The sequence below is a fragment of the Chryseobacterium sp. genome (assembly GCF_041914225.1).
Lineage (GTDB): Bacteria > Bacteroidota > Bacteroidia > Flavobacteriales > Weeksellaceae > Chryseobacterium.
Genome location: NZ_JAYSDT010000008.1, coordinates 25,933 through 49,635, shown reverse-complemented (window position 1 = coordinate 49,635; position 23,703 = coordinate 25,933). Strand labels below are relative to the sequence as shown.

The 23,703-nt window shown below is 37.8% G+C and carries 23 protein-coding genes; 16 read left to right on the top strand and 7 right to left on the bottom strand.

Going from position 1 to position 23,703, the window contains the following annotated elements; genetic code table 11:
- Positions 1–126: 126 nt before the first annotated feature.
- Entirely contained in the window at positions 127–1,134 is a 1,008-nt protein-coding gene (locus ACE3RB_RS05750) for a catalase (RefSeq protein WP_374463373.1), read from the bottom strand.
- Positions 1,135–1,430: 296 nt separating this feature from the next.
- Here ACE3RB_RS05750 and ACE3RB_RS05745 point away from each other — a divergent pair, with 296 nt between their 5' ends.
- From ACE3RB_RS05745 to ACE3RB_RS05725, 5 genes are all read left to right on the top strand, one after another.
- Positions 1,431–1,865: an FKBP-type peptidyl-prolyl cis-trans isomerase gene (locus tag ACE3RB_RS05745; protein WP_126358771.1), complete on the top strand. Its 435-nt coding sequence runs from the start codon at positions 1,431–1,433 to the stop codon at positions 1,863–1,865.
- Positions 1,866–2,007: 142 nt separating this feature from the next.
- Entirely contained in the window at positions 2,008–2,958 is a 951-nt protein-coding gene (locus ACE3RB_RS05740; protein WP_374463372.1) for a hypothetical protein, read from the top strand.
- A 65-nt stretch (positions 2,959–3,023) separates the two neighbouring features.
- On the top strand, positions 3,024–3,434 hold the full coding sequence (locus ACE3RB_RS05735; protein WP_374463371.1) for an Rrf2 family transcriptional regulator: 411 nt from the start codon (positions 3,024–3,026) through the stop codon (positions 3,432–3,434).
- 56 nt (positions 3,435–3,490) lie between these two features.
- Complete coding sequence (locus ACE3RB_RS05730) at positions 3,491–4,144, top strand: NAD(P)-dependent oxidoreductase (RefSeq protein WP_374463370.1); 654 nt, start codon at positions 3,491–3,493, stop codon at positions 4,142–4,144.
- A gap of 17 nt (positions 4,145–4,161) precedes the next feature.
- A complete protein-coding gene (locus ACE3RB_RS05725) occupies positions 4,162–5,334 on the top strand; it encodes an MBL fold metallo-hydrolase (protein ID WP_374463369.1) in 1,173 nt (390 codons plus the stop codon).
- Between the two features lie 286 nt (positions 5,335–5,620).
- Here ACE3RB_RS05725 and ACE3RB_RS05720 read toward each other — a convergent pair whose 3' ends face one another.
- Entirely contained in the window at positions 5,621–6,649 is a 1,029-nt protein-coding gene (locus tag ACE3RB_RS05720; protein ID WP_374463368.1) for a M23 family metallopeptidase, read from the bottom strand.
- A gap of 225 nt (positions 6,650–6,874) precedes the next feature.
- On the opposite strand from ACE3RB_RS05720, the gene ACE3RB_RS05715 reads away from it, so the two are divergent.
- The 4 genes from ACE3RB_RS05715 to ACE3RB_RS05700 all read left to right on the top strand — a co-directional run bounded on the left by ACE3RB_RS05715 (position 6,875) and on the right by ACE3RB_RS05700 (position 10,980).
- Complete coding sequence (locus tag ACE3RB_RS05715; RefSeq protein WP_374463431.1) at positions 6,875–7,915, top strand: NAD(P)H-dependent glycerol-3-phosphate dehydrogenase; 1,041 nt, start codon at positions 6,875–6,877, stop codon at positions 7,913–7,915.
- A gap of 247 nt (positions 7,916–8,162) precedes the next feature.
- The gene (mqo, locus tag ACE3RB_RS05710) at positions 8,163–9,668 is read left to right on the top strand and encodes a malate dehydrogenase (quinone) (protein ID WP_374463367.1); all 1,506 of its coding nucleotides are present in this window, start codon (positions 8,163–8,165) and stop codon (positions 9,666–9,668) included.
- A 42-nt stretch (positions 9,669–9,710) separates the two neighbouring features.
- On the top strand, positions 9,711–10,112 hold the full coding sequence (locus ACE3RB_RS05705) for a hypothetical protein (RefSeq protein ID WP_002984777.1): 402 nt from the start codon (positions 9,711–9,713) through the stop codon (positions 10,110–10,112).
- 1 nt (position 10,113) lies between these two features.
- On the top strand, positions 10,114–10,980 hold the full coding sequence (locus ACE3RB_RS05700; protein WP_374463366.1) for an AadS family aminoglycoside 6-adenylyltransferase: 867 nt from the start codon (positions 10,114–10,116) through the stop codon (positions 10,978–10,980).
- Here the strand turns inward: ACE3RB_RS05700 and ACE3RB_RS05695 are convergent.
- Positions 10,977–12,563, bottom strand: coding sequence for a GMC family oxidoreductase N-terminal domain-containing protein (locus ACE3RB_RS05695; RefSeq protein ID WP_374463365.1), 1,587 nt, complete (start codon positions 12,561–12,563; stop codon positions 10,977–10,979). The genes ACE3RB_RS05700 and ACE3RB_RS05695 overlap by 4 nt on opposite strands.
- Before the next feature lie 130 nt (positions 12,564–12,693).
- Between ACE3RB_RS05695 and ACE3RB_RS05690 the strand changes: the two genes are divergently transcribed.
- The 5 genes from ACE3RB_RS05690 to ACE3RB_RS05670 all read left to right on the top strand — a co-directional run bounded on the left by ACE3RB_RS05690 (position 12,694) and on the right by ACE3RB_RS05670 (position 17,462).
- A complete protein-coding gene (locus tag ACE3RB_RS05690) occupies positions 12,694–13,026 on the top strand; it encodes a DUF1684 domain-containing protein (RefSeq protein ID WP_374463364.1) in 333 nt (110 codons plus the stop codon).
- Between the two features lie 20 nt (positions 13,027–13,046).
- Entirely contained in the window at positions 13,047–13,310 is a 264-nt protein-coding gene (locus ACE3RB_RS05685; protein ID WP_374463363.1) for a DUF1684 domain-containing protein, read from the top strand.
- Positions 13,311–13,316: 6 nt separating this feature from the next.
- Positions 13,317–13,790, top strand: coding sequence for a GNAT family N-acetyltransferase (locus ACE3RB_RS05680; protein ID WP_374463362.1), 474 nt, complete (start codon positions 13,317–13,319; stop codon positions 13,788–13,790).
- Between the two features lie 73 nt (positions 13,791–13,863).
- The gene (locus ACE3RB_RS05675; protein ID WP_374463361.1) at positions 13,864–14,673 is read left to right on the top strand and encodes a glucose 1-dehydrogenase; all 810 of its coding nucleotides are present in this window, start codon (positions 13,864–13,866) and stop codon (positions 14,671–14,673) included.
- Positions 14,674–14,792: 119 nt separating this feature from the next.
- A complete protein-coding gene (locus tag ACE3RB_RS05670; protein WP_374463360.1) occupies positions 14,793–17,462 on the top strand; it encodes a glucosidase in 2,670 nt (889 codons plus the stop codon).
- A gap of 21 nt (positions 17,463–17,483) precedes the next feature.
- Here the strand turns inward: ACE3RB_RS05670 and recO are convergent, their stop codons facing one another.
- Genes recO through ACE3RB_RS05650 form a run of 4 tightly spaced genes read right to left on the bottom strand, consistent with a single transcriptional unit; the run spans position 17,484 to position 22,144 of the window.
- Positions 17,484–18,170 (bottom strand): DNA repair protein RecO, encoded by a 687-nt coding sequence (gene recO, locus ACE3RB_RS05665; RefSeq protein ID WP_374463359.1) that lies wholly within the window; start codon positions 18,168–18,170, stop codon positions 17,484–17,486.
- Positions 18,170–20,434 carry a hypothetical protein gene (locus tag ACE3RB_RS05660; protein ID WP_374463358.1) on the bottom strand — a complete coding sequence of 755 codons (2,265 nt, stop codon included), beginning with the start codon at positions 20,432–20,434 and terminating at the stop codon, positions 18,170–18,172. The genes recO and ACE3RB_RS05660 overlap by 1 nt, the downstream gene beginning before the upstream one ends.
- Position 20,435: 1 nt before the next feature.
- Entirely contained in the window at positions 20,436–21,386 is a 951-nt protein-coding gene (locus tag ACE3RB_RS05655; protein ID WP_374463357.1) for a bifunctional UDP-sugar hydrolase/5'-nucleotidase, read from the bottom strand.
- Complete coding sequence (locus tag ACE3RB_RS05650; RefSeq protein WP_374463356.1) at positions 21,386–22,144, bottom strand: 5'-nucleotidase C-terminal domain-containing protein; 759 nt, start codon at positions 22,142–22,144, stop codon at positions 21,386–21,388. Before ACE3RB_RS05650 ends, ACE3RB_RS05655 begins: the two co-directional genes overlap by 1 nt.
- A gap of 105 nt (positions 22,145–22,249) precedes the next feature.
- Here ACE3RB_RS05650 and dapA point away from each other — a divergent pair, with 105 nt between their 5' ends.
- Both dapA and ACE3RB_RS05640 read left to right on the top strand, forming a co-directional pair.
- Entirely contained in the window at positions 22,250–23,122 is an 873-nt protein-coding gene (gene dapA / locus ACE3RB_RS05645; protein WP_374463355.1) for a 4-hydroxy-tetrahydrodipicolinate synthase, read from the top strand.
- A 119-nt stretch (positions 23,123–23,241) separates the two neighbouring features.
- Positions 23,242–23,655 (top strand): N-acetyltransferase family protein, encoded by a 414-nt coding sequence (locus tag ACE3RB_RS05640; protein ID WP_374463354.1) that lies wholly within the window; start codon positions 23,242–23,244, stop codon positions 23,653–23,655.
- The last annotated feature ends 48 nt before the right edge of the window (positions 23,656–23,703 follow it).

The window sequence follows — 23,703 nt, the reverse complement described above, 5'->3', positions numbered from 1 at the left end:
TTATTTGGTTTTGTCATTGACTACGTCGAATCTTCGATTTCTGACGAAGGAAGAATCTTAATGATAAACAATGATATGTTTTGCGTTCAGAAATTCATCACTCATCATTTATAATTCATCATTAATCTAACTGTTCTTCCCATGCAGCAGCTTATTGATTTTTCTTCTCGTTTGCACGGAAATTTTGTAAGCTTCATCACGCAGCTTCTGTATTTTTCCTACAGGCTGAAAAAGTATTTTACTTTCAAAAGGATTGAATGAAAGCAATTCATTGGTACAGTCCCGCGCATCCAGCAAAGAATTTTTGTAGATTCTGACATCACCGATTTTAATAAAAGGAGAGTTTTTCCATTCTACATTCAGTCTGTTGATGGGCTGATCTTTCAGGTCATAACAGATCTGTATTAAAACATCAGCTTTAAAATCATGTGTCTGCAGGTAATTTTTTAAAGCATCATTAATCTTTTGCTTTCTTCCTGTGTTTTTATCCACAGCTTGAGGAGAAAGCTTTATTTTAATGATCTGATCTCCCAGACGATAAGCACCTATCGAGTAATAATCAAACGACAGAATAAAGTCATTTCTTTTTCTGAAGAGCTTTATCATATTACGGATCATATCGCCGGTACATACGTAAGGAAACATTTTGACTGCCTGAAAAAGCATTGGCAGAAGGCTGCTCCATTTTTTCATATAAAACTTATTGACAGCAGTAAAAAGTTTCAAAAAAGTTGAAACAGAATTCATAGGAAACAGCGGGAAATTGACCAGTGGATAATTGGCCAGTAATCCTCCGTTTTCATCTTTGATCTGTACCGCAAAACCATAGGCAGGAATATCTTTTCCCGAATTTTTGATTTTCAGTTGGGCATTGGAAAACCGTATGAACAGATCAAATTTTTCCCTGTCGAAGAAAGGCTGTAGTGATTCCGGGAGATCAGGCTCTATCACGAACTTGCCTTTTGCTGCCGCATAGGTTTTGGCATGAGCATTCCTCGTAGCATAATTGACATCACTGATGGAAGAAGATTGTTCAACAAAATCTGCTATTGTTTTTTTATTGATTTCCAGAAGCTTTTTTTCCTCTTCATTCAGTTCATCAAACTTCTTATTATATTTTATTGGATTTGGCATTTAGTTTTTAAATCCAATTATAACGCCAAGTTTCGAAATCTGTGTTAAGCAAGTATTACAATTGTTTGAATTTTGTTGAAAAGACCTTTTAAGGTAATAAATGTAAAATAATATGATTGTTGAATTAGAATGAATAAAATATTTAACTTATTGACTATTAAATATATAATTGTTTTTAAATAACTATGATTTAAAATAAATAGGGGGGATATATAAATATTTTGAATTGTAACCTTCCATCCTCATACTCCCATCTTCCAACCTTAAAAAGCCTTATCTTTGTAAAAAATTATAATATGGGAGTAGCAGATATGTTATTTAAACGTAAAAAAGAATTGGCAGAAAAGAACCTGAAAGATGGTAAAGAATATATGGAAGAGTATGGTAAAAGAGAAAGCGTTGTGCAGTTACCAAGCGGCTTGCAATATGAAATCATTACAGAAGGTGACGGCCCGAAACCAGGTCCTAAGTCTACTGTAAAATGCCATTACCATGGAACAACCATTTCCGGAAAAGTATTCGACAGCTCTGTGAAAAGAGGTACTCCGGCATCTTTTCCTTTGAACAGAGTAATTTCAGGATGGACGGAAGCCCTTCAGCTGATGTCTGTTGGGAGTAAATGGAGACTGATCATTCCTCCGCATCTGGCATATGGAGATCAGGAAATCAGCAAAGAAATCGGGCCAAACAGTACCCTTGTTTTCGAAGTTGAATTACTGGATATTAAGTAATCCTTCTTAAAAATAGATTAAAAAATTACCTGATTTCAGGTAATTTTTTTTATTTGTGCTATATTCGTATTGATAAATTGTAAGACTGAAGGAGATTGCATCTTGGCTGCAATTTATCAATAAGGCACAAAAAAACGACTGAATGAAAAAACTTTTTTACCTTTTGATTGTTTTCGGGCTTCTTACTTCTTGTGTCTCAAAGAAGAATCAGGCTATTCAGCAGAATATACTTACGCTGAAAGACAGCTATTGCAAAGCACCTTTCAAGTATAACTACAGCAATAAAATTCCATCTTATAACGCAGACTCTATCCTGGCTGCCAATAAAGAATTGAAAGAGATATTTTCCGATCAGAGTATCCTGATATTGAATGCACTGGATAATCTGGATGAGGTTCATGAAATTATTGACCTTAAAAAAGACTCATCCCTTGCTTCACAGGTTAAAGTTTTACAGTTAAAAACAAAAATAAACAGTAAAATCACGATTGCACTGACCGAGCTGGATGCTGTAGCCGCAGAATTTGACTGTGAAGGAGAAAGAGTAGCCCAGATCGGAAATTATGTGGATAACCTGAACTCATCAAAAAATAATAAGCTCATCCTTTATTCCATTATTACCGGAGCAGCAGCTTCTATAGCCGGAGGAATTGTTCATGATCAGGGCTGGAGCAATGCGATTGATATCGGAGGAGGGGTTCTGGGAGCGGGTTTTGGTTTGGCAACCCTTAATCCCAAAGGAAAAAAAGTAGAGTTTATTCATCAGAGAAATCTTTTGCGAGATATCTGGAAAGAAAAGCTGGAATCTCCCAATTTTCCACCTTTTATCTGGTATATGTATACCGAGAAAAAATTTTCCAACAGGGAAGAACATTCCATCATCGGGAATATGAAAATGAGATGGCTTCACTACCAGTTTGATGACAATAAAGAAGCGGCAGACAAGTCTGTTATTTTCAGTGATGGCGGGTATTACAGAGCAGATGATCTTCACAACCGTGCGGCCATGCTCAATCAGATGCAGTCGGCAACACGTACCATTAATCAGAACATCAATTATCTGCTGCTTGATCTGGACAAATTAATCCTTTAAGAAAAATTTAACTGTAATAAATTTTGTTACATTTAAAAAATGTGTATCTTTGCCCTGTAATTACAATGAACAATACAAGATTTGCTACGGCAGTACATATAATGACATTATTGGCCAAGAGTCCTCAGGAGTGGCTTACTTCAGACTGGATGGCCGGTAGTATCAATGTGAATCCGGTGGTCGTCCGAAAGGAGATCAGCGTGTTGAGAGAAGCAGGTCTGATTATCAGCAGACAGGGAAAAGAAGGAGGAAGTCAGCTTGCAAAAAATGCAGATATGATCACAATTTCTGAGATCTATAAAGCAGTGAAAAATACGGAAGTATTAGGAAAGAAAAATCAGAATCCCAATCCTGCATGCAGTGTCGGGAAGGAAATAAATATTCATTTAAATACCTTATTTGAAGAAACAGATCATTTGGTTATCAATTTTTTAGGAGACAAATCATTACAGGAATTTACCGATCAGTTCGAATAAAATTTTTTTAACCTTAAATGTAATAAAATTTATTACAATTTAAAAAATAAAACATTATGAAAAAAGTAGCAGTAATTGGTGCAACAGGATTTGTAGGAGCACACGTAGTAACAGAATTGACAGAAAGAGGATATGCTGTAGAAGCATTGGTAAGAGATGCATCGAAGGTAAAAACACAGGAAAATGTAACCGCTAAAAGTGTTGATGTAAACAATGTAGATGAATTAGCAGAAGCACTGAAAGGAAATGATGCTGTAATCAGTACATTCAATGCAGGATGGACAAATCCTAATCTTTACAATGACTTCTTAAACGGTTCTCAGAACATTGAGAAAGCAGTGGAACAGTCAGGTGTTAAAAGGTTAACCGTAGTGGGTGGGGCAGGAAGCCTTTACACACCGGATAATGTTCAGATTATGGATACTCCGGATTTCCCTGAAGCTTACAAACCCGGAGCAACAGCAGCAAGAGATTACTTAAACAAAATCAAGGAAAATAATACTTTGGATTGGACATTCTTCAGTCCTGCTATAGAGATGAACCAGGCCAATGTAGGAGAAAGAACAGGAAAATACAGAACTTCACTGGAAACTCCGGTATTTGATGAAAACGGAAGAAGCCGTCTGTCTGTAGAAGATGTAGCTGTAGCTCTGGTAGATGAATTGGAACAGAACAACCACATCCGTGAACGTTTCACAGCAGCATACTAATATATAAAAGAACAGAAATGATACAAAAGAAATTATGGTCGTTATTCGCACTGCTGGGCTTTATCAGCATATTTGCGGGAAACCTCAAAGTAAAAGTATATAATCCGGGAACCAAAGCTATTTTCCCGATTACTTCTACCATTATTTATGGTGATAAAGATGCCATACTGGTGGATGCCCAGTTTCAGAAACAATATGCTGAAAAGCTGGTGAAAGAAATAAAGGCAACAGGAAAAAACCTGAAAACCGTTTTCATTTCGCACAGTGATCCTGATTTTTATTTCGGATTGGCTGTGATTAAAAAAGCCTTTCCTAATGCTAAAATTATCTCAACGGCGCAAACAGCTTACCTGATATCAGCTTCAAAAGATGATAAAATGGGTGTATGGAAACCGCAGCTGAAAGCGGACGCTCCGTCAGAAATTATAGTTCCTGTGGCAGCTGCTTCAATTCCTGATCTTGAAGGAAACAAAATTGAGATCAGACAGAATCCGGAAGATCCTGCCCACAGCTTTCTTTGGATCCCTTCCATTAAAACCATTGCCGGTGGCATTTCAGTTTCTGTAGACTCACATCTATGGATGGCAGATACTCAGAACGTAAAAGCAATTGATCAGTGGATAGGACAGATTGATGCCATGAAAGCATTAAATCCGGAGCAGGTCATTCCTTCCCATTTTGCAAAACCGTCTACATCTCCACAATCTCTGGATTTTGTGAAGAACTATTTGGAAAATTATAAAAAAGCAGTGACAGAGAACAAAACTTCATCTTCCATTGTTGATTTTATGGTTAAAAAGTATCCTGATCTTCCGGGAAAAGAAGAGCTGGAGATGGGAGTAAAGGTTTTCCTTAAAGAAATGGAATGGGATTTAAAATCACCATACCCGGCCATCGGACATAAAGTGGAAGTGGATTTTGGAGGTGTAAAATTCCTTCTGGATTTTAAAGACAATAAAACCATGACGTTTACAGGAACAGCAGGAAGTTCAAAAAACAGTACTGACACTGTAGAATATACTGCTGTAGAAGTAGCAAAGAATGTTTTTATGGTATACTGGCATGAGCCTCATCTTGGTTTCAATGTTACTCATATTCAGGATTATAATAAAAATATTGTCTATTCAAATATTGCCGGTCCCGATGGTACATTTACCCATCCGAAAGGAACGCTTAAAATGTTAAAATAAAAAGACAGCTGCATTGGCAGCTGTCTTTTTTGTATCATAATAGTTAACAATAAAATATCACCAGAGCTCATCAAATCAGCTTGCTGATTCCAACTTTGCCTCCTTAGAATCAAAAGAAAGCAAATTAAAAACTTTGCGTTAAAATAACCTCTCACAGATTTCACGATCTGGCATGAGAATTATTCGTGATACTTGTGCATTTATTTGTGCTCCTTTGTGTTTAAAAAAAATTATGAACTCCATCTTTAAAGCCAAAAAAACTGCCTCGTGAGAGACAGTTTTCTTTTTATAGATTCATAAACAATTTCGGGTTCACCGGAGTATTGTTTTTGTGTACTTCGTAATGAAGATGAGGTCCTGTGGAACGCCCGGAATTTCCGGATTTGGCAATGACCTGCCCTACTTTTACTCTATCATTCACTTTTGAGATAAGTTCAGATAAATGTCCGTATAACGTAGCCAATCCGTTACCATGGGAAACGATCACACAGTTTCCATAACCGCCTTTCTGCCCTGAGAAAATAACAGTTCCGGCAGCGGCAGCTCTTACATCAGAACCATAAGCAACGGCAATATCGAGTCCTTTGTGAAACTGCATCTGATCAGCTTCAGCAGGTGGATTGTTTTTTTCAGCAACAGCTGTTGACGTTGTAGTTGTACCCGCGGCAGCTTTGGTAGTTGCTGGAGATGAGGTTGAAGCTACAGGAGTAGCTTTTGGAGTAACCATCACTTTTACTTCTCTTTTATTTCCGTAGCTGTCTGTAAGTTCTATAACTTTTTCAACAGGTTCAGCTTTTACTTCAGGTTTTGGTGCTGCTGTGACTGCTGATTTAGCTTCTGCCGGCGCGCCCGATCTTACCGAAGCAAAAACCGTTTTGAACGGAATCGGATTTTTTCTTACACCAAAATTAGAAGAAATATAGCCATCTGTAGGCATTCCTAATGGTACCTGCATCAGTTTTTTCTGAAGATCCATCAGGTACTGGCTGTATCGGTTAGCTTGTTTGGAAAGATAAATAGAATTTGAAATACTGTCCTGATTAAGCATCATCAGTTTTTCGTTGGTAATGTCTTTGGACTTCAGGAAGGAGTTGAGCTGTGCAATGGTCTGATCTACAAGAGTAAGATCAGTTTTCATTTTCAGATAATCTACACTGTCTTTTTCAGTGTTTATTTTTACAAGATTCACCTCATAGGTTTTGTCATCTCTTTCAGAAAAGAGCTTTGCTATGAAGACACCTTGTGCAAAAACTACTAATAAAAGCCCTCCCAGGAGAATGTTTACGTTCTTCTTGCTGTTTAGAAATTTTTTCATATTTCTTCTCTTAGTAAATTTAAAACGGTTTTGAAGCTGCAAATTTAATTAAAAATAAGCTTTGCGGGTTATTTTTAATTAAAATTCAGTTTTTTCTGTATTTAACGGTTAATTAGCTGTTTAATTGTGTTGAAGTGTTAATTTTTTCAGAAAATGGCTTTTATCATGGTTTCAAAGCCTGCGTTCCGTCTTTGTTTTAATATCTTTGCAGTTCACATTCCAATTATGGCTAAAAAGAAAATTATTTCAGAATCTTCGAATCCAAAAAAGAATAAAAAGGATATCTCTGTAGGAGTTGTAGGAAGCGGAAGTTTTGCAACCGCTATTGTAAAAATGCTTGTTGAAAACTGTAAAGTAGTACACTGGTGCGTAAGAAATGAATTTGTAAAAGGAGCTATTGAGCTTCGTGGGCATAACCCTACTTATCTTACGGCTGCCCATTTTAATCTTAAAAGTTTAAAGCTGACAACGGATATTAATGAACTGGTTTCTGCCTGTGACGTTATCGTTCTGGCAACTCCGTCTATCTATCTGTCTGATACACTGGATAAGATGACGTGTGATTATTCGGATAAAATCTTTGTTTCTGCAATTAAAGGAATTATTCCAAAAGTAAATGATGTGGTAGCCCATTATCTGCGCGATGAATTTAAAATCGGTTTCAGAAACCAGGCGGTTATCGCAGGGCCCTGTCATGCCGAAGAGGTTGCTATGGAAAGACTTTCTTACCTTACCATTGCAGCGGCAGAAGATGAAACTGCTGATAAGCTTGAAGGAATTTTCAGCTCAGATTTTATTAAAGTTCATACAAGCAAAGATATTTTAGGAAATGAATACAGTGCTATTCTTAAAAATATTTTTGCGATAGGAGCGGGTATTGCAAGCGGATTAGGATATGGAGATAACTTTACGGCCGTTTTTGTTTCCAATGCGATCCGTGAAATGGAAACTTTCCTTGAAGCCATCTATGAAGCACCAAGAGATGTGAATGAAAGTGCATATCTCGGTGACCTTCTGGTAACGGCATACTCACTTTTCTCAAGAAACAGAAACCTTGGAAATCTGATTGGAAAGGGTTACACGGTGAAATCTGCCATTCAGTCTATGAACATGGTTGCGGAAGGATATTATGCTGCGGATTCCATTTATAAAACGGTAAAACAAAAAAATCTTAAGCTGCCGATTATTGATACGGTATATGCTATCCTTTATGAAGGTAAAAATGCTGAGAAGCAGTTTAAAAAACTGACGGCAAAACTGAATTAAAACGGGGTTTATTACTAAATCTTGTTTATAAAAATAATTAAAACTTAAGCATCCCGGTGCTTAAGTTTTTTTGTTCATTTTGATATAAGAACCATCAATGATTTCAATAGCACTTTATTGAAATTTTCGATGGTTTTTTGTTGCGTACTAAAGAAGTGTTTTTGATTCAAAAAATAACGTGTTAAAATCGTTAAACGCGTTCCGGTTTTTAAAACTTTTCCCGAAATTTGAAGTAAAATTTAAAATTATGTCACAATCGCTTACAAGCAGAACACCGAAACCTAAATATGACGTTGTACTGATAGGCGGCGGAATCATGAGCGCCACTTTAGCAACGCTGCTTCATGAATTTGATCCAAATCTTGAAATCGCAATCTTCGAAAGGCTAGGAAGGTTTGCCAAAGAAAGTACAGCAGCATGGAACAACGCCGGAACAGGGCACTCCGCTTTTTGTGAGCTAAATTATACTCCGGAAAAGCCGGACGGATCTATTGATATCACCAAGGCAGAAAGCATTGCGGAACAGTTTGAAATTTCAAAACAATTCTGGGCTTATCTGGTTACCAAGGGATATATTCATCAGCCGAAAGAATTCATCAATTCATGCCCGCATATGAGTCTTGTATTCGGGGAAAAAGATGCAGAATATCTAAAAAAGCGTCACGATAAAATGACGGAATCTGTTCTGTTCTCAGGAATGGAATTTTCTACAGACCATGATAAACTGAGAGAATGGATTCCATTGGTGATGAGCAAAAGAAACCAGTCTGAAGTAATGGCTGCCACGAAGATGGATATGGGAACTGATGTAAACTTCGGAACACTTACAAGAAAGATGGGAAGACATCTCCTGGAAGATTCCAATGTAGAGGTTTTCCTGTACCATGAGGTAAAAGATATTGATGCCAGAGAGAACGGTCAATGGGAAATGAAGGTAAAAGACAGAATCAACAACCATAAACAGGAAGTGGTTGCCGACTTTGTATTCATTGGTGCCGGAGGATATGCGCTTCCGTTACTGGACAGTTCGGATATTAAAGAAAGTGAAGGATACGGAGGTTTCCCGGTTTCCGGGCAGTGGCTGGTAAGTCATAATCAGGAACTGGTAGAAAAACATCAGGCTAAAGTATATACACAGGCAACGGTAGATGCGCCGCCAATGTCTGTTCCACACCTTGACCTTAGAATTATTGATGGTAAGAAAGCTCTTCTTTTCGGACCTTTTGCAGGATTCTCAACCAAATTCCTCAAAGAAGGAAGCTATCTTGATCTTCCTGAAAGTGTTAATACCAAAAATTTAAGATCACTTTTCGGAGCATGGTGGCACAATATTCCTCTGACGAAATATCTCATCCAGCAGGTTGCCATGACAAAATCCCAGAGAATGCAGCATTTACGAGAATTCATCAAAGATGCCAAAGAAGAAGACTGGGAACTGAAGGTAGCAGGACAGAGAGTTCAGATCATCAAAAAAGATGAAAAAGAAGGAGGTAAACTTGAGTTCGGAACTGAAGTAGTTGTGAACAAAAACGGAACAATCGCTTCTCTTCTGGGAGCATCTCCGGGTGCTTCTACAGCAGTTTATGCCATGCTGAATGTGCTTGAAAAATGCTTCCCGAAAAAACTTCATGGAGAATGGAAAGCAAAACTGCTGGAAATGGTTCCGTCCTACGGGCAGAAACTGGCGGAAAATCCTGAACTGACCCATGAAGTAAGAAATTATACAAAAGAAAAATTAGAATTAGAATATTAACATCAGCAATAAGCAATAAGTAGTCACGATTACTTATAAAAGGTGGAAGAAGTAATTGTAAAACCGGTCATTGCAAAGGAAATCCTGGAATCTCTTCAGGCGAAAACAGAAGAGGAGAAGCAGGTTATTGTGCACTGTTGCTTCCCGGCTTCTCCGTTTTTGGGGAACCTGATCAGGATCTGGCATTCAACCTATCTTTTTGACAATCAGTCTGATCATAGAAGTAAGCTGATCCACGCAGAAAATATTTCTATTTCACCGTATTGGACACCGGTTCCTTTTATGAAAGACTTTTGGTTTACCCTGATTTTTTCCGGTCTTCCCAAAGACTGCAAAAGCTTTGATCTGAAAGAAGTGATTCCTGAAGAAGGCGGCTTTTTTGTGGAATCAATCAAAAGGAATTCCTCTGACGTGTATCGTGTAAAAATATCAGAATCCTATTAATATGAAAATAAGGGAAGAAAAGCTGGAGCAGATTATTCACTGGGCTGAAAACAATCCTGATATCCGTGCTGTTCTTCTGGCCAGTTCATTGGTAAACCCTTATGCACCTGTAGATGATTTCAGTGATCTGGATGTAGAACTTGTCTTTAAAAACAAAACACCTTATGAATCGGACAACGAATGGATAAGTCTTTTTGGCGATCCTATCTCGATGATTGAGGAAGATGACAGTGTGTTTGACGGAAAACATGCCATGAAAATGGTTTTGTATAAAGATCATGTGAAAGTTGACTTTAAACTGTATCAGGTCACGGAATTTATTAAGGAGGTTAATGAAGAAGATCTTCCCGAGGATTGGGATGTAGGATATAAAATTTTGATCGATAAAGATGAACTGACCAAAAATCTGAAACCACCTACGTACCAGTCAATCATGATTCAGAAACCAACTGAAAAAAAATTTCAGCAGCTGATGAATGACTTCTGGTGGGATACCACGTATGTAGCAAAATGTTTAAAACGCGGTGATATTTTTTATGCTAAGTTTATGTCTGAAAATGTCCTGAGAACAGATTATCTTGTCCCTCTGATTGAATGGTACATTGCAGAAAATCATCACTGGAACAATATAACTGCCAATAAACACGGCCGGCTCTTTAAACAGTATTTATCTCCGGAACTCTGGCATAAAGCAGAAGCTACTTTTTCAGGAAGTAATATCAAAGAAAACTGGTCAGCACTGTTTGCTTATGCTGATCTGGTACATGAAATGGGCACTTCTTTAGCCGAAAAGCTTAACTTTATCTATCCGGAAAAGCTGGAAAACGATATCAGGAATTATCTTACCGAAATACAATCAATACCTTAATGCAGGTTAAATTCATTTTGCCGGATCAGGTTTTCAATGCAATATTCAGCAATCGCTGTAATGGTAACAAAGGGATTTACACCGATGGTTCCAGGAATTAATGATCCATCCAGCACATATAGATTTTCATGATCTTTCAGTTTTCCATATTCGTTGGTAGCTTCGCCTAATACACATCCTCCAAGCGGATGATAACAGATATCAGCTCCGAAACCATTATTGAAAAGCAAGTGGCTTCTGGTTCCTCCATTCGCTTTATTCATCTTACGGATAAAGTATTGGGCATTTTCTTTCATTTTAGCGGTATTGCTTTCATCCCAGTTCAGTGTCAAGGATTGGCTGGCTTTATTATAAGTAACTTCTCCCTTTTTATCAACCCTGTTGATCAGCAGATATAAGGCTGTTGCAACATCCATTCCCATAGGCAGTGGAGCTATTTCCGTGAAAAACGGATGTTCCGGATCATCCCAGTTGTCAATTCCTCCCACCGGAATTGTGGATTGCTTTGCACCTGTACCGCCGGATAAAGGTTTTACCCAGTTTCTTCCCGTCATAAAGTTTCCATTGTTTCCCCAGTTTTTGCCGGTTTTTTCATGGATAGGAAATCCGTTTTCTGCATTGGACCGTAACAGAATCTGTAAAGTACCCATGGTTCCTGCAGAAAGAATCAGTTTTTTACAGTTGAAAACTTTATCAGCAATCAGAGATCCTGAAGTGTCAATCTGCTGGACATTTAATGTGTAGCTTTTATCATCATTAAGTTTAAGTGTTTCTACGCGGTGAAGATCAAGAATTTCCAGGTTTCCGGTTTCAAGAGCTTTTCTCAGGTAAGTTTTGTCCAGACTGTTCTTCCCGTAATTGTTACCATAAATCACTTCCGTATTAAGAGCAGAACGGGGAACCTCATTCCTGAATTCTTTTTCCATATACTTAAAATCGTAGACGTTCGGTACCCTCATTGTTTTAAAGCCTGCTTTATGAGCCTCTTCTTCACCTACTCTTGTAAACTGATAATAAGGACAGTCTTTCAGAAATTGTTCATCAATAACATTTACCTTGAGTTCCTCCCGCACCAGTGGAAAGTAATGGTTGTAAAATTTTTCGGCATCAAGATCCGGAAAAACTTCTCTGAAATAGCTTTCTTTAGGAGTAACAGCCATTCCGCCATTTACAAGAGAACCTCCACCAACACCTCTTCCTACCCAGATATTGATGTGCTCAAAATCCAGACGGTCTAATGTTCCGGTAAAAGGAGCCAGAGAAAAAATATTCATAAAAGGGGCAATGCTTTTCTTTTTCAGCCATGCAGAGCTTTTTCCGGGCTTCAGCAGATTGGAAAACGGTATTCCTGCTTTTTCCCAGTTAAGACCCATTTCAAGCATCATTACTTTTTGCCCCGCTTCACAAAGACGCAGTGCAGATACCGCTCCTCCGTATCCGCTGCCAATAATCACAACCGGTGCATCAATAATTTCTCCTGACCGGTTATTTTTTCTTTCTGCAGCATGAAATAATCCGGATTGAAGAAAATAAAAACCTGCTAAGGCCATAGCACTTGTCTGAATGAATTTTTTTCTGTCCATGACCCTTATTTTTCAAAAAGTATGCTAGATCGGAGAACGGTTATGGTATTTAGAACAGATTATACTTTTTATTATAATTTTAACTTTTTGTTGTTATGAAAATTCATAGCTTTACTTATAATTTATACTCATGAAAAAATATATAGTACTCTTTTTACTCCTTCCGTTATGGGCTTTTTCCCAGAAAAAGATTTCAAAGGAAGAGAAAGAGGTACAGAAATTTCAGAAGGAACTTAACGCTGAATATTTTAATCCAAAAGAGACCCCGCTAAGAGGTGATAATTTTAAAAACTTCAAGGGACATCCATTTTTTCCCTTTAATACCAAATACAGGATAACCGCAGAATTTGTTAAGTCAAAAGATACAAAACCCTTTGAACTCCCTACTTCTTCAGGGAAAACAAAGACGTATCAGGAGTATGGCAAAGCAACATTTACCTGGATGGTAAGCCTTATACTGTAACGTTATACCAAAGTTTGGCTTTGATTAAGCAGGAAAAATACAAAGACTATCTGTTCCTTCCTTTCCGTGATGCTACCAATGAAAAAGAAACCTATGGAGGAGAAAAATATATGGATCTGAAGATTCCTAAAGGGAACACGATTGTTCTTGATTTTAATCAATCCTATCAGCCTTTCTGCGCTTATAATGCTTACGATTACAACTGTCCTGTTGTTCCGGAGGAAAATAAACTTCCTGTGGAAATCCGTGCAGGCGTAATGTATGAAGATATTTACCATCACTAATAGGATATGATACATTTAGAATTCTTTAAAACAGAAGATCTTTCCGCAGTCAGTTATGCTCTCGATGAAAATCAGATGAGATTTACAGCGACTGCTCAGCAGGCCTTACAAAGTATCAGTGAGCGGGATGATAACAATGCATTTCCCGTGACTATATTTTATAATGATCAGCCTGCAGGCTTCTTTGTACTTGATTTTGGAAAAGATAAATTTGAGCTTACTGATAATGAAAACGCAACTTTGTTACGTTCCTTATCCGTTAATCCCCAAATGCAGGGCAAAGGAATCGGGAAAGCAGCCATGCTGAAAGTAGGAGATTTTGTCAGAGACCGTTTTAGCCACTGTGACGAAATTGTACTGGCCGTCAACCAGAAAAATGATTCAGCTTATCATATTTATCTTAAGGCAGGGTACATTTATGATGGCAAAACCAGAATTGGCAGAAGCGGACCTCAATATCTGATGTACAAGAAACTTTAATAAAATTTTAAAATCATAATTTTTCATCTGCTGATATCTTTCCATAACTTTGAGTAACATCAAATTACAAAACATGGAAATATCACTTCGAAATCAGGTGGCTTTGGTTACAGGAGCTTCCAGCGGAATCGGTTCCGGAATAGCAAAATCATTAGCTTCGGCAGGAGCAACGATCATTGTCAACCATTCTTCAGAAAGATCTACAGAAGAAGCCAAAGCAGTTTTGAAAGAAATAACTGATGCCGGCGGAAAAGGAATGACCTATCAATGTGATGTTTCAAAGGAAGATCAGGTAGTGAGAATGTTTCAGGATGTAGTTGCTGAATATCAAACCGTAGATATCCTGATCAATAATGCCGGAATCCAAAAGGACGCAAAGTTTACAGAAATGACGCTGGATCAATGGAACGCTGTCATAGGAGTAAACCTGACCGGACAGTTTTTGTGTGCAAGAGAAGCCATTAAAGAATTTCTAAGACGCGGAATAGATACATCCCGTTCTATCGCTTGCGGGAAGATCATCCACATCAGTTCAGTACATGAAATCATCCCATGGGCCGGACATGCTAACTATGCATCTAGTAAGGGGGCAATCAGAATGCTGATGCAGACACTTGCCCAGGAATATGGTGCGAATAAAATCCGTGTTAATTCTATTTGTCCCGGAGCTATCCAGACTCCGATTAACAAGAATGCGTGGGATACGCCGGAGGCCCTCAATTCACTTCTTACCCTTATTCCTTACAACCGGATCGGACAGCCGCAGGACATCGGCAATTTAGCCGCCTTCCTTGCCAGTGATCTTGCCGATTATATTACGGGAACAAGCATTTTTGTAGATGGCGGAATGACTACATTTGAAAGTTTTTCTACGGGAGGATAGTGCAGTTCAAGGTTTAACAGTTCAAAGTTTAAAGTTTAATGTTTTGAGGTTGCTCTCATTGCTTTGAACAATACCAAATATTACTCATTGCTTATTACTCATTACTCATAACTACACATATGTCAGAACAGCAGAGAATCGCAGATATTTCATGGAAAAAATGGGGGCCTTATGTCAGCAACCGGGAATGGGGACTTGTCCGTGAAGACTACAGTGAAAACGGAGACGCCTGGAATTATACCAATCACGAAACAGCAGAAGCCAAAACATACCGTTGGGGTGAAGAAGGAATATGCGGAATCTGTGATGATCTTCAGAAGCTGGTATTTTCTGTAGGATTCTGGAATAAAAAGGATAAAATGATGAAAGAACGGTTCTTTGGACTGACCAACGGACAAGGAAACCACGGTGAAGATGTAAAGGAGTATTTTTATTACCTGGATTCCACACCTACACATTCTTACATGAAGATGCTGTATAAGTATCCTCAGAATGCTTTCCCTTATGAAGATCTGGTAAAAACCAATGCGGAGAGAGGAAAAGACGATCCGGAATATGAATTGATTGATACAGGGATTTTTGATACCAATGAATATTTTGACATTTTTATTGAATATGCAAAGGAAAGCCAGAATGATATTCTGGCCAGATTAACGGTTGTCAGCAAATCTGAAAAAGAAGCTTCTCTCGTAATTCTTCCGACGGTTTGGTTCAGAAACACCTGGAACTGGGGATATGATGACTATAAGCCTCAACTGTCTGCTGAAGATGCTGACCATATTAAAGTAAATCATCAGGATATTGACATTAAAAATGTGTATGCAAAACAGTCTTTAAAGACCCTGTTTTGTAATAATGAAACCAATAATGAAAAGCTTTATCAATGTTCTAATGAATCAAAATATTGTAAAGACGGGATCAATAATTTTGTGATGACAGGAAATTCCCAGTCAGTGAATCCTCAAAATACAGGTACCAAGGCTTCTTTCTTTATTGATGAAGATTTTAAAGCCGGAGAAACTAAAATATTTGAATTGAGGTTGTCAGACAAAGATTTACGGGAGCCATTTAAAGATTTTGATATACTTTTTCAGGAAAGGCAGAAAGAAGCAGATGAGTTTTATGCGGAGATCCAGAAAGGAATTTCTTCGGACGATGAAAAACTGGTACAAAGACAGGCTTTTGCCGGAATGCTGTGGAATAAAATGTTTTACCATTACAATGTGGAAAAATGGCTGAAAGGCGACCCTTCCGAAATGCCGCCGCCAAAGTCCCGGGAAACCATAAGAAACTTCGACTGGAAGCATCTTAACAACGAACATGTTATTTCCATGCCTGATAAATGGGAATATCCGTGGTATGCAACGTGGGATCTTGCATTTCATACCATCAGCTTTTCACTGATAGATCCGGATTTTGCCAAACATCAGCTGAAACTTTTCCTGTTTGAATGGTATATGCATCCCAACGGGCAGCTTCCGGCTTATGAATGGAACCTGAGTGATGTGAATCCTCCTGTACATGCCTGGGCGGTTTTCAGGGTGTTTAAAATTGATGAATATTTAAAAGATAAGCCTGACCTGGAATTTCTGGAAAGTGCTTTCCAAAAACTGTTGATGAATTTTACCTGGTGGGTTAACAAAAAAGACCTTAACGGTAATAATATCTTTGAAGGCGGATTTCTGGGACTTGATAATATCGGTGTTTTTGACAGAAATTCTGTTTTGCCCAATGGGGAACAGCTGGAACAGTCGGACGGAACAAGCTGGATGGCCATGTTTGCTCTGAATATGATGAGAATTGCCCTTGAACTGGCTCTTTACAATAAAGTATATGAAGAAATGGCGATGAAGTTCTTTGAACATTTCCTGTCGATTGCCCATTCATTGGATAATATGGGAGATGAGAATTTCAGTCTTTGGGATGAACAGGACGAATTTTTCTATGATGCGATTACTTCCAGTGACGGAACTCATATGTACCTGAAATTAAGAACTGTCGTTGGGCTGATTCCGATGTTTGCCGTTGAGGTTATTGATGATGAAATGATTGAAAACCTTCCCAATTTCAAGAAAAGAATGAAATGGGTACTGGATAATAAGCCTGAACTGGCTGCTCTGGTTTCAAGATGGGAGGTCAAAGGCCATGATTCCAAACACCTTTTATCTTTGCTTCGTGGTCATCGTCTGAAAAGACTTTTAAACCGAATGCTGAACCCGAATGAATTTCTGAGTGATTATGGGGTAAGGGCTTTATCAAAAGAATACGAAAATAATCCTTATACTTTAACTTTGAATGAAACAGATTATACCGTAAAATATACTCCTGCAGAAAGTGATAGTGGGCTATTTGGTGGAAACAGCAACTGGCGGGGCCCGGTGTGGTTTCCTATCAACTTCCTGATTATCGATAGCCTTCAGCGTTTTTTCTTCTATTACAGCCCTGACTTTTTAGTCGAATATCCTACCGGAAGCGGTAATTATTCAAACCTTGATCAGATTGCAGATGCTTTAAACAAGAGACTTTCGAAGATATTTTTAAAAGATGAAAACGGAAAACGGCCGGTTAACGGTCAGTATGAAAGATTTCAAACCGATCCTGATTTTAAAGATTATATCCTCTTCTACGAATATTTTCATGGAGATAACGGCCGTGGAGTGGGGGCTTCCCATCAGACAGGATGGACAGGACTTATTGCCAAGATCCTGCAGCCAAGATTTTCCAAAAAGGAGATTGCAGAATCGGAAACTGAAATGCCGGAGGATGCTGAAAAAACAAAAGAGAAGTAAACAGCAGATCTGTTTTATAGGCTACTCAAATATCTGCTGGATAATTTCCAATGAAGCCGGAGTTTTGAAGTCTGTAATATGATAGTGATAGTACACTAAAAGACTGTCCAGAAAATCTTTTCTTAATGAAGAATGGATTTTTGTGGCATAAAAATCTTCTGTACAAAGTGCTTCTTTCCATAATGTGGAAATTTCTTCATTGAACAGCTGATGGCACATTCCCGGAGAAAAAGTTCCGGTTTCCGGATCTAGAAATTTTCCTTCACTTAATAATGGAGCAACTCCCTGTATTTTTAAAACAGCCAGTAAAAAAAGCAGGTGTGCCTGATAATTTTTGTTGGTCAGTTCACTCACAAAATCATCAATACCGGAATAGATCGGAATGTTTTTATTCTCATATTTAAGGATATGACTCAGAAAGTCCGAAATAAAGAAAATAACAGTATTGACCTTTATATCTGTATAAATGTCATTGTTTTTTACCAATTCAAACTTTGAAACAGACGGGATTCCGTTGCCCCGTGATGGATTGACAGAAAAATTGAGCTGGCTCAGCGGCTGTAACAGGGCTTTTTTCTTATTCTTTTTAGCATAAATTCCTTTCAGAAAATAGCTCTGAAAACCCTCTTCTTCTGTAAAACAATGCAATACAGCATCATTTTCTCCGTATTTTATAAATGAAAGTAAAAATCCGTTTTGTGAATTCATTAATTAACCACTCCTATTTTGGCGGTAGCTTTGTCAGATCCGTCTTCATTGGTCATCAGGACAAAATAAATCCCTGAAGCTACTCTTGTCCCTTTCTGATTGTTCAGATCCCATTCATAATATCCTCCTCTGGCTACAGCAGAATGCACTACATTTCCCGCAGCATCTACAATTCTTATATTGGTTTTTTCCGCAAGACCTTTAATGGTAACTTTTCCTTTGAAGTTAGAATAAACAACAGGATTAGGATACACTACAACATCACCGAAATTGGATGTCACATCTGCTACATCTCCCTGATAGGTCACAATACCGTTATACGTTACAAAATATACCTTTCCTGTTTTTTTATCAACTTTTATATCAGTAACACTGTTTGTAGGAAGAGGTGAATTTTCCTTTGTAAAATGCTTTATGGTTCTCTGGCCGTCCGAAGACAGGTAGTAAACACCACCACCGTCAACAGATACCCATTTATAATCACCAGCATCCACTGCAATTTGAAGAATTGCTGATTCTCTGAAAAGCTCTTCACCCAAACCATTCTGCTCTATAACTATAGGCTCTACTTTAGGCTGGGCACTTTTTATTTCTGATGCCGCGTTTGGCATGATCCTTAGACCTTCGTCTGTTCCAATCCAGGCATCACCGGACTTATCAAATGCTACTGATAATATTCCTCCCGAGCTGTTAAACCCATTAGAACTGTCCAGGATATAATCCGTATCATCAGAAAGGTTCAATGCGTTCTTATAATCATATACCCAGAAATTATTGGATCTTGGCAGAGGAGTCCATAGCATATTTTCATAATAAACAGTCTTTTGTATTCCATCACTGGCAAGAACTATTTTCTTGATAAGAAAATCATCACTGGCTTTATCGTAGATTCCGATTGATGGGCTTCCATCGTTGAATCCAAAAGAAACAAATAGATTATTCTGCGGATCTACGGCAAATCCTACAGGACGTCTGTAATAAGGCTGTGCCCCAAGGTTATAATATTTTACAAGTTCAAAATCTTTGCTTGTAGCATTATATTTCATTTTATACACCCCATTAGCCAACATTGTATAATTGGTAAATAGAACTTCGTTACTGTTATAAGGACTTATAATAGCATCCAGTACATTGACAAAGGTTGGGCGATTTGGATTGCTTTTATTGAAAAAAGAAGGATAAATCCATTCTGTACCGTTAAAATAATAAAACCCCGGCTCTTGTGGCTGAATAAACGGGTGGTTATAATTATTGGCTCTGGCACCGGAAGAAACCAGAAGCTGATTATTATCGAAAAGGTTAATGTTATAGGCGTAGTTGAAGTAAGGTCCGGAAGGTTTAAAAGTATTGTTACTTTCATCCTTTATCCCTGATAATACTGTTCCTCCTAAAATTTTTCCTCCAGCTGTTATGGCAGTATTGCATTCCTCACCAAGGCTTACTGCATTTTGTGACACTCCGTTGATACCATAAGTATAAACCCTGTTATCTGTAACCACAACATTATTGGAGTTTATCACAACATCACGTATATTCTCGAAAGTTGTCGGAAGCTGTATCGGGGCACCATTATTGTAAACATATGCCGCCGTTGCAGTTGAATAAACCAGTTCTGATTCTGAATCTATATGTTTAAAAGCTCCGGGTATTTCGGTTGTCCAGGTAGAGTATACCGGGAAAGTAGTGTTCATTTGATGGCTTTTCAATCCTGTATCGGTTACGGAATATACTTTATTCCCGAATATCGTAGCTTCATTACTGGCCTGATAAGCCCCGCCGGTAAGGAAAAATGCAGAATCGCCAAATTCTTTATTTTGCAGGTTAAATATGGAAACTCCGTACCCTACAGAAATGACAGCCTGATCTCCGGTTATAGAAATGTGGTTGATTTTTTTATTTCCGTTATAACCCGTAGCAATAGGAATATCAACAATATACTTGATTTCCTGTGGGGTAATAACATCCATAGATCCGTTTTCATAACCGATAAGACCTGTTTTAGTCTGTGGATTATAATCAAAAGCCGTGATCCCGATATTGTGCAGACCATTGGCTTTGGACAACTTCGTAATTTCTCCCGTTGACATTGTATAATAGAATATTCCGTTTTCTGTGGCTGCAATGATTTTTCCATTGTCTTCTTTCATTGCCAGAATCTTGTTGTAGGAAAACAGATCTGCCCACTTTTTGGATGAAATAACCTGAGCTTTTGTCAGCTGCAGGGATGCTAAAATACCAAGAGAAATTATAGAGAGTTTTTTCATATTATGCGGTTATGCTGCTATCTATTACCTGATTGTTCCAGGAAATATGCTGTACGTTTTTGTTTGTATCAAAATAAAAATCTATTCTGCCCAAAAGGAGACCTGCCCATCCTACCTGGTTGACAAGGACATTTTTGCCCTGTCTGTTGGTAAAGGATTGAGGTTCCGGTAAGAATGTATGCGTATGGCCTCCCAGGATAATATCAATATTTTCTGTGTTAGCCGCTAAAATTTTGTCACTTATCTTATCCGGTTCGTCTCTGTAATCGTAGCCGATGTGTGAAAGACAAATTACCAGGTCACACTTCTGTTCTTTTTTCAGGAAATTTGAATAATGCTGGGCTACATCAATCGGATTGGAGTAAACGGTTTCTCCATACTGTTTTTTACCTACCAGGCCATCCAGCTGAATTCCCACTCCGAAAATTCCAACTTTGATTCCGTTCTTGTTGAATATCTGATAAGGGGAAGTTTTCCCATCCAGAACCGTATTCTTAAAATCATAATTGGAACAGATAAAAGGAAACTTCGCATTGGGAAGCACTTTTAAAAATCCGTCCAGACCATTGTCGAAATCATGATTTCCCATAGTGGATGCATCATATTTCATCATGGACATTAATTTGAATTCCAGTTCTCCTCCGAAGAAATTAAAATAAGGAGTTCCCTGGAAAATATCTCCTGAATCAAGAAGAAGCACATTGCTTTCCTGACTTCTGATTTGCTGAATTAAGCTCGCCCTTCTGGCAAAACCTCCCTGATTAGGGTTTTTTGTATAACTTGAGTCAAAAGGCTCTATTCTGCTATGTTGATCGTTGGTATGAAGAATAGTCAGTTTATTTGCGGATTTTACATCAAGAATTTTTAATTCTTCCGCCATCATCATATTGGGAGCTAAAGCCATTGCTAAAGATCCGCCTCCTATTACTTTTAAAAAACTTTTTCTATCCATTATTTCTTCCCGATAAAATTTAAACGAACATCTGAATTGGTTACAACTTCAGGAGACTTTTTAAAATAATCAATAAATAAGTCTCTCATTTTAATCCCTGTTGCAATGGATTCTCCCTTGGCAAAAAATTTCATATTGTCTCCTCCCAGTGCAAGATAGTCTGAAGTGGCAATATAATAATCTTTAGCCGGATCTACTGTTTTACCATTGATTAACGATTTGATTACCTGTCCGTTCTTTGTTTCAATATATAAATGAGAAACAGGATTGTTGACCTGCGTTTTTGCATAATACTCAAAAAGTCCCTGTAAATCTGCTCCTTTCATTTTTACAATCACCACTTCATTTTCAAAAGGCATTACCTCAAATACATTTTTCAGTAAAATATCTCCTTTTCCGATTGTGGTGCGGATTCCTCCGATATTAATCAGTGCAGCGTCTACGTTTTGCTTAAGATGAGTTTTAATCCATTCATTACCTCCTTCAAACGTATAGTCAGCTAAAAGATTTCCCAGATTGCTGTTATCGCCCTGCTTGGTAAGATCTACACTGGTGTGGGAGATCTTCTGGTTCATTTCTTTGTCCAGTTTCTGCTTGTAGGGCTCAATAAATTTTACAAATTCCTCATCATTTTTTAGCTCATTATTAATAGAAATATTTTTCTGGGTCTTTACATTCACAAGCTGCGGCGCAGAGGCCGTTTTGCATGCAGTAAGGGACGCCAGGGCAATTCCTAATAACAAGAATTTATTTTTCATAATCTTTTAGTATATGCAAATATAACTATATGTATAATAAAACATTATTATTTATTACAAATTCTTACTGTAAATGATTAAATTTGGCAAAAATAATTCTAACAGATGAGCATTTTAAAAGGAGTAGGTGTTGCATTGGTGACACCCTTTAATGAAGATTTATCCGTTGACTTCGACAGTTTAACAAAACTGGTTGATTATAATGTCGAAAACGGAACCAATTATTTAGTAGTATTGGGAACTACGGCAGAAGCCGCAACGCTTTCTGCAGAGGAGAAGAAACAGGTAATTGAGCATATCATTAAGGTGAATAATAAACGTCTTCCTTTGGTTTTAGGAATTGGCGGCAACAATACTCTTGAGGTCAAGAAACAGATTGAAGAAGCTGATCTTTCTGCATTTGAAGCAGTACTTTCAGTATCTCCATATTACAATAAACCCAATCAGGAAGGACTTTATCAGCATTATAAAGCTCTGGCTTCTACAGGGAAAAATATTATCATTTATAATGTCCCTTCAAGAACAGGACAGAATATAGAAGCGGATACAACAATTCGCCTTGCAAAAGAATTCCCTAATTTATTTTTGATTAAGGAAGCGGCACCGAATATTTTACAGTATTTTGATATTCTCAGAAAGAAACCTGAAGGATTTTCTTTAGTATCCGGAGATGATGAGTATACTTTGCCCGTAACATTGGCAGGAGGGGACGGAGTGATTTCTGTAATTGCACAAGCGTATCCTAAAGAGTTCTCAACGATGGTACAGCTGGCTTTTGAAGGAAAAGTAAAAGAAGCTTATGAAATCCACAACATGCTGGTAGATATTACCCGTTTGATTTTTGCTGAAGGAAACCCTTGCGGTATCAAAGTAATTCTTGCAGAGAAAGGAATCATTAAAAACTATCTGCGACTTCCTTTGGTAAAAGCATCAGAAGGCCTTCATGCAAAAATTAAGGCTGAAATGGCAAATATTTAATAAGAAACGGGAAAATGAATTTTGACTATGTATTAAAATTCATCAACTGTCATTCAATAATACAAAAGGTGGAAAGTCTAGGCTTTTCACTTTTTTTAATCACGATAATATAACCAATCATGAAATTAAGACAGGCAACAGCAGCAGATATTCCTTTGATTCAGGATCTTGCACAAAGATCATGGGAAAATGCATATGCAGACATTCTTTCGAAGGAGCAAATGAAGTTTATGCTCTCCGAAATGTATTCTGAATCTGAGATTCTGAGTCATCTTCAAAACCCACATTATCATTATTATCTTATTCAGGATGAGCTTAATGACAGCTATGAAGGCTTTATCGGATATGAGCATAATTATGAGGAAAATACAACCAAATTGCACCGTATTTATCTGGTTCCCGAAAGTAAAGGGAAAGGATTTGGGAAAGCTGCGCTTCAGTTTCTGAATGGGAAAGTTTCTGAAAACGGAAACAACAGGATAATTCTGAATGTGAACAAATATAATTCTGCCAGAAACTTCTACGAATCCTAGGGATACAGGGTTTATGACGAAGGGGTTTTTGATATCGGGAACGGTTTT

Excerpts from the sequence above, each read along its gene's own strand:
- ACE3RB_RS05725 (WP_374463369.1), top strand. The coding sequence starts at position 4,162 with ATGATACAAAAGAAATTATGGTCGTTATTCGCACTGCTGGGCTTTATC.
- dapA (WP_374463355.1), top strand. The coding sequence starts at position 22,250 with ATGAGCATTTTAAAAGGAGTAGGTGTTGCATTGGTGACACCCTTTAAT.
- ACE3RB_RS05650 (WP_374463356.1), bottom strand. The coding sequence starts at position 22,144 with ATGAAAAATAAATTCTTGTTATTAGGAATTGCCCTGGCGTCCCTTACT.
- ACE3RB_RS05715 (WP_374463431.1), top strand. The coding sequence starts at position 6,875 with ATGGCTAAAAAGAAAATTATTTCAGAATCTTCGAATCCAAAAAAGAAT.
- ACE3RB_RS05675 (WP_374463361.1), top strand. The coding sequence starts at position 13,864 with ATGGAAATATCACTTCGAAATCAGGTGGCTTTGGTTACAGGAGCTTCC.
- ACE3RB_RS05670 (WP_374463360.1), top strand. The coding sequence starts at position 14,793 with ATGTCAGAACAGCAGAGAATCGCAGATATTTCATGGAAAAAATGGGGG.
- ACE3RB_RS05655 (WP_374463357.1), bottom strand. The coding sequence starts at position 21,386 with ATGGATAGAAAAAGTTTTTTAAAAGTAATAGGAGGCGGATCTTTAGCA.
- ACE3RB_RS05700 (WP_374463366.1), top strand. The coding sequence starts at position 10,114 with ATGAAAATAAGGGAAGAAAAGCTGGAGCAGATTATTCACTGGGCTGAA.
- ACE3RB_RS05640 (WP_374463354.1), top strand. The coding sequence starts at position 23,242 with ATGAAATTAAGACAGGCAACAGCAGCAGATATTCCTTTGATTCAGGAT.
- ACE3RB_RS05660 (WP_374463358.1), bottom strand. The coding sequence starts at position 20,434 with ATGAAAAAACTCTCTATAATTTCTCTTGGTATTTTAGCATCCCTGCAG.
- ACE3RB_RS05745 (WP_126358771.1), top strand. The coding sequence starts at position 1,431 with ATGGGAGTAGCAGATATGTTATTTAAACGTAAAAAAGAATTGGCAGAA.
- ACE3RB_RS05695 (WP_374463365.1), bottom strand. The coding sequence starts at position 12,563 with ATGGACAGAAAAAAATTCATTCAGACAAGTGCTATGGCCTTAGCAGGT.
- ACE3RB_RS05690 (WP_374463364.1), top strand. The coding sequence starts at position 12,694 with ATGAAAAAATATATAGTACTCTTTTTACTCCTTCCGTTATGGGCTTTT.
- ACE3RB_RS05730 (WP_374463370.1), top strand. The coding sequence starts at position 3,491 with ATGAAAAAAGTAGCAGTAATTGGTGCAACAGGATTTGTAGGAGCACAC.
- ACE3RB_RS05680 (WP_374463362.1), top strand. The coding sequence starts at position 13,317 with ATGATACATTTAGAATTCTTTAAAACAGAAGATCTTTCCGCAGTCAGT.
- recO (WP_374463359.1), bottom strand. The coding sequence starts at position 18,170 with ATGAATTCACAAAACGGATTTTTACTTTCATTTATAAAATACGGAGAA.
- ACE3RB_RS05750 (WP_374463373.1), bottom strand. The coding sequence starts at position 1,134 with ATGCCAAATCCAATAAAATATAATAAGAAGTTTGATGAACTGAATGAA.
- ACE3RB_RS05740 (WP_374463372.1), top strand. The coding sequence starts at position 2,008 with ATGAAAAAACTTTTTTACCTTTTGATTGTTTTCGGGCTTCTTACTTCT.
- ACE3RB_RS05735 (WP_374463371.1), top strand. The coding sequence starts at position 3,024 with ATGAACAATACAAGATTTGCTACGGCAGTACATATAATGACATTATTG.
- mqo (WP_374463367.1), top strand. The coding sequence starts at position 8,163 with ATGTCACAATCGCTTACAAGCAGAACACCGAAACCTAAATATGACGTT.
- ACE3RB_RS05720 (WP_374463368.1), bottom strand. The coding sequence starts at position 6,649 with ATGAAAAAATTTCTAAACAGCAAGAAGAACGTAAACATTCTCCTGGGA.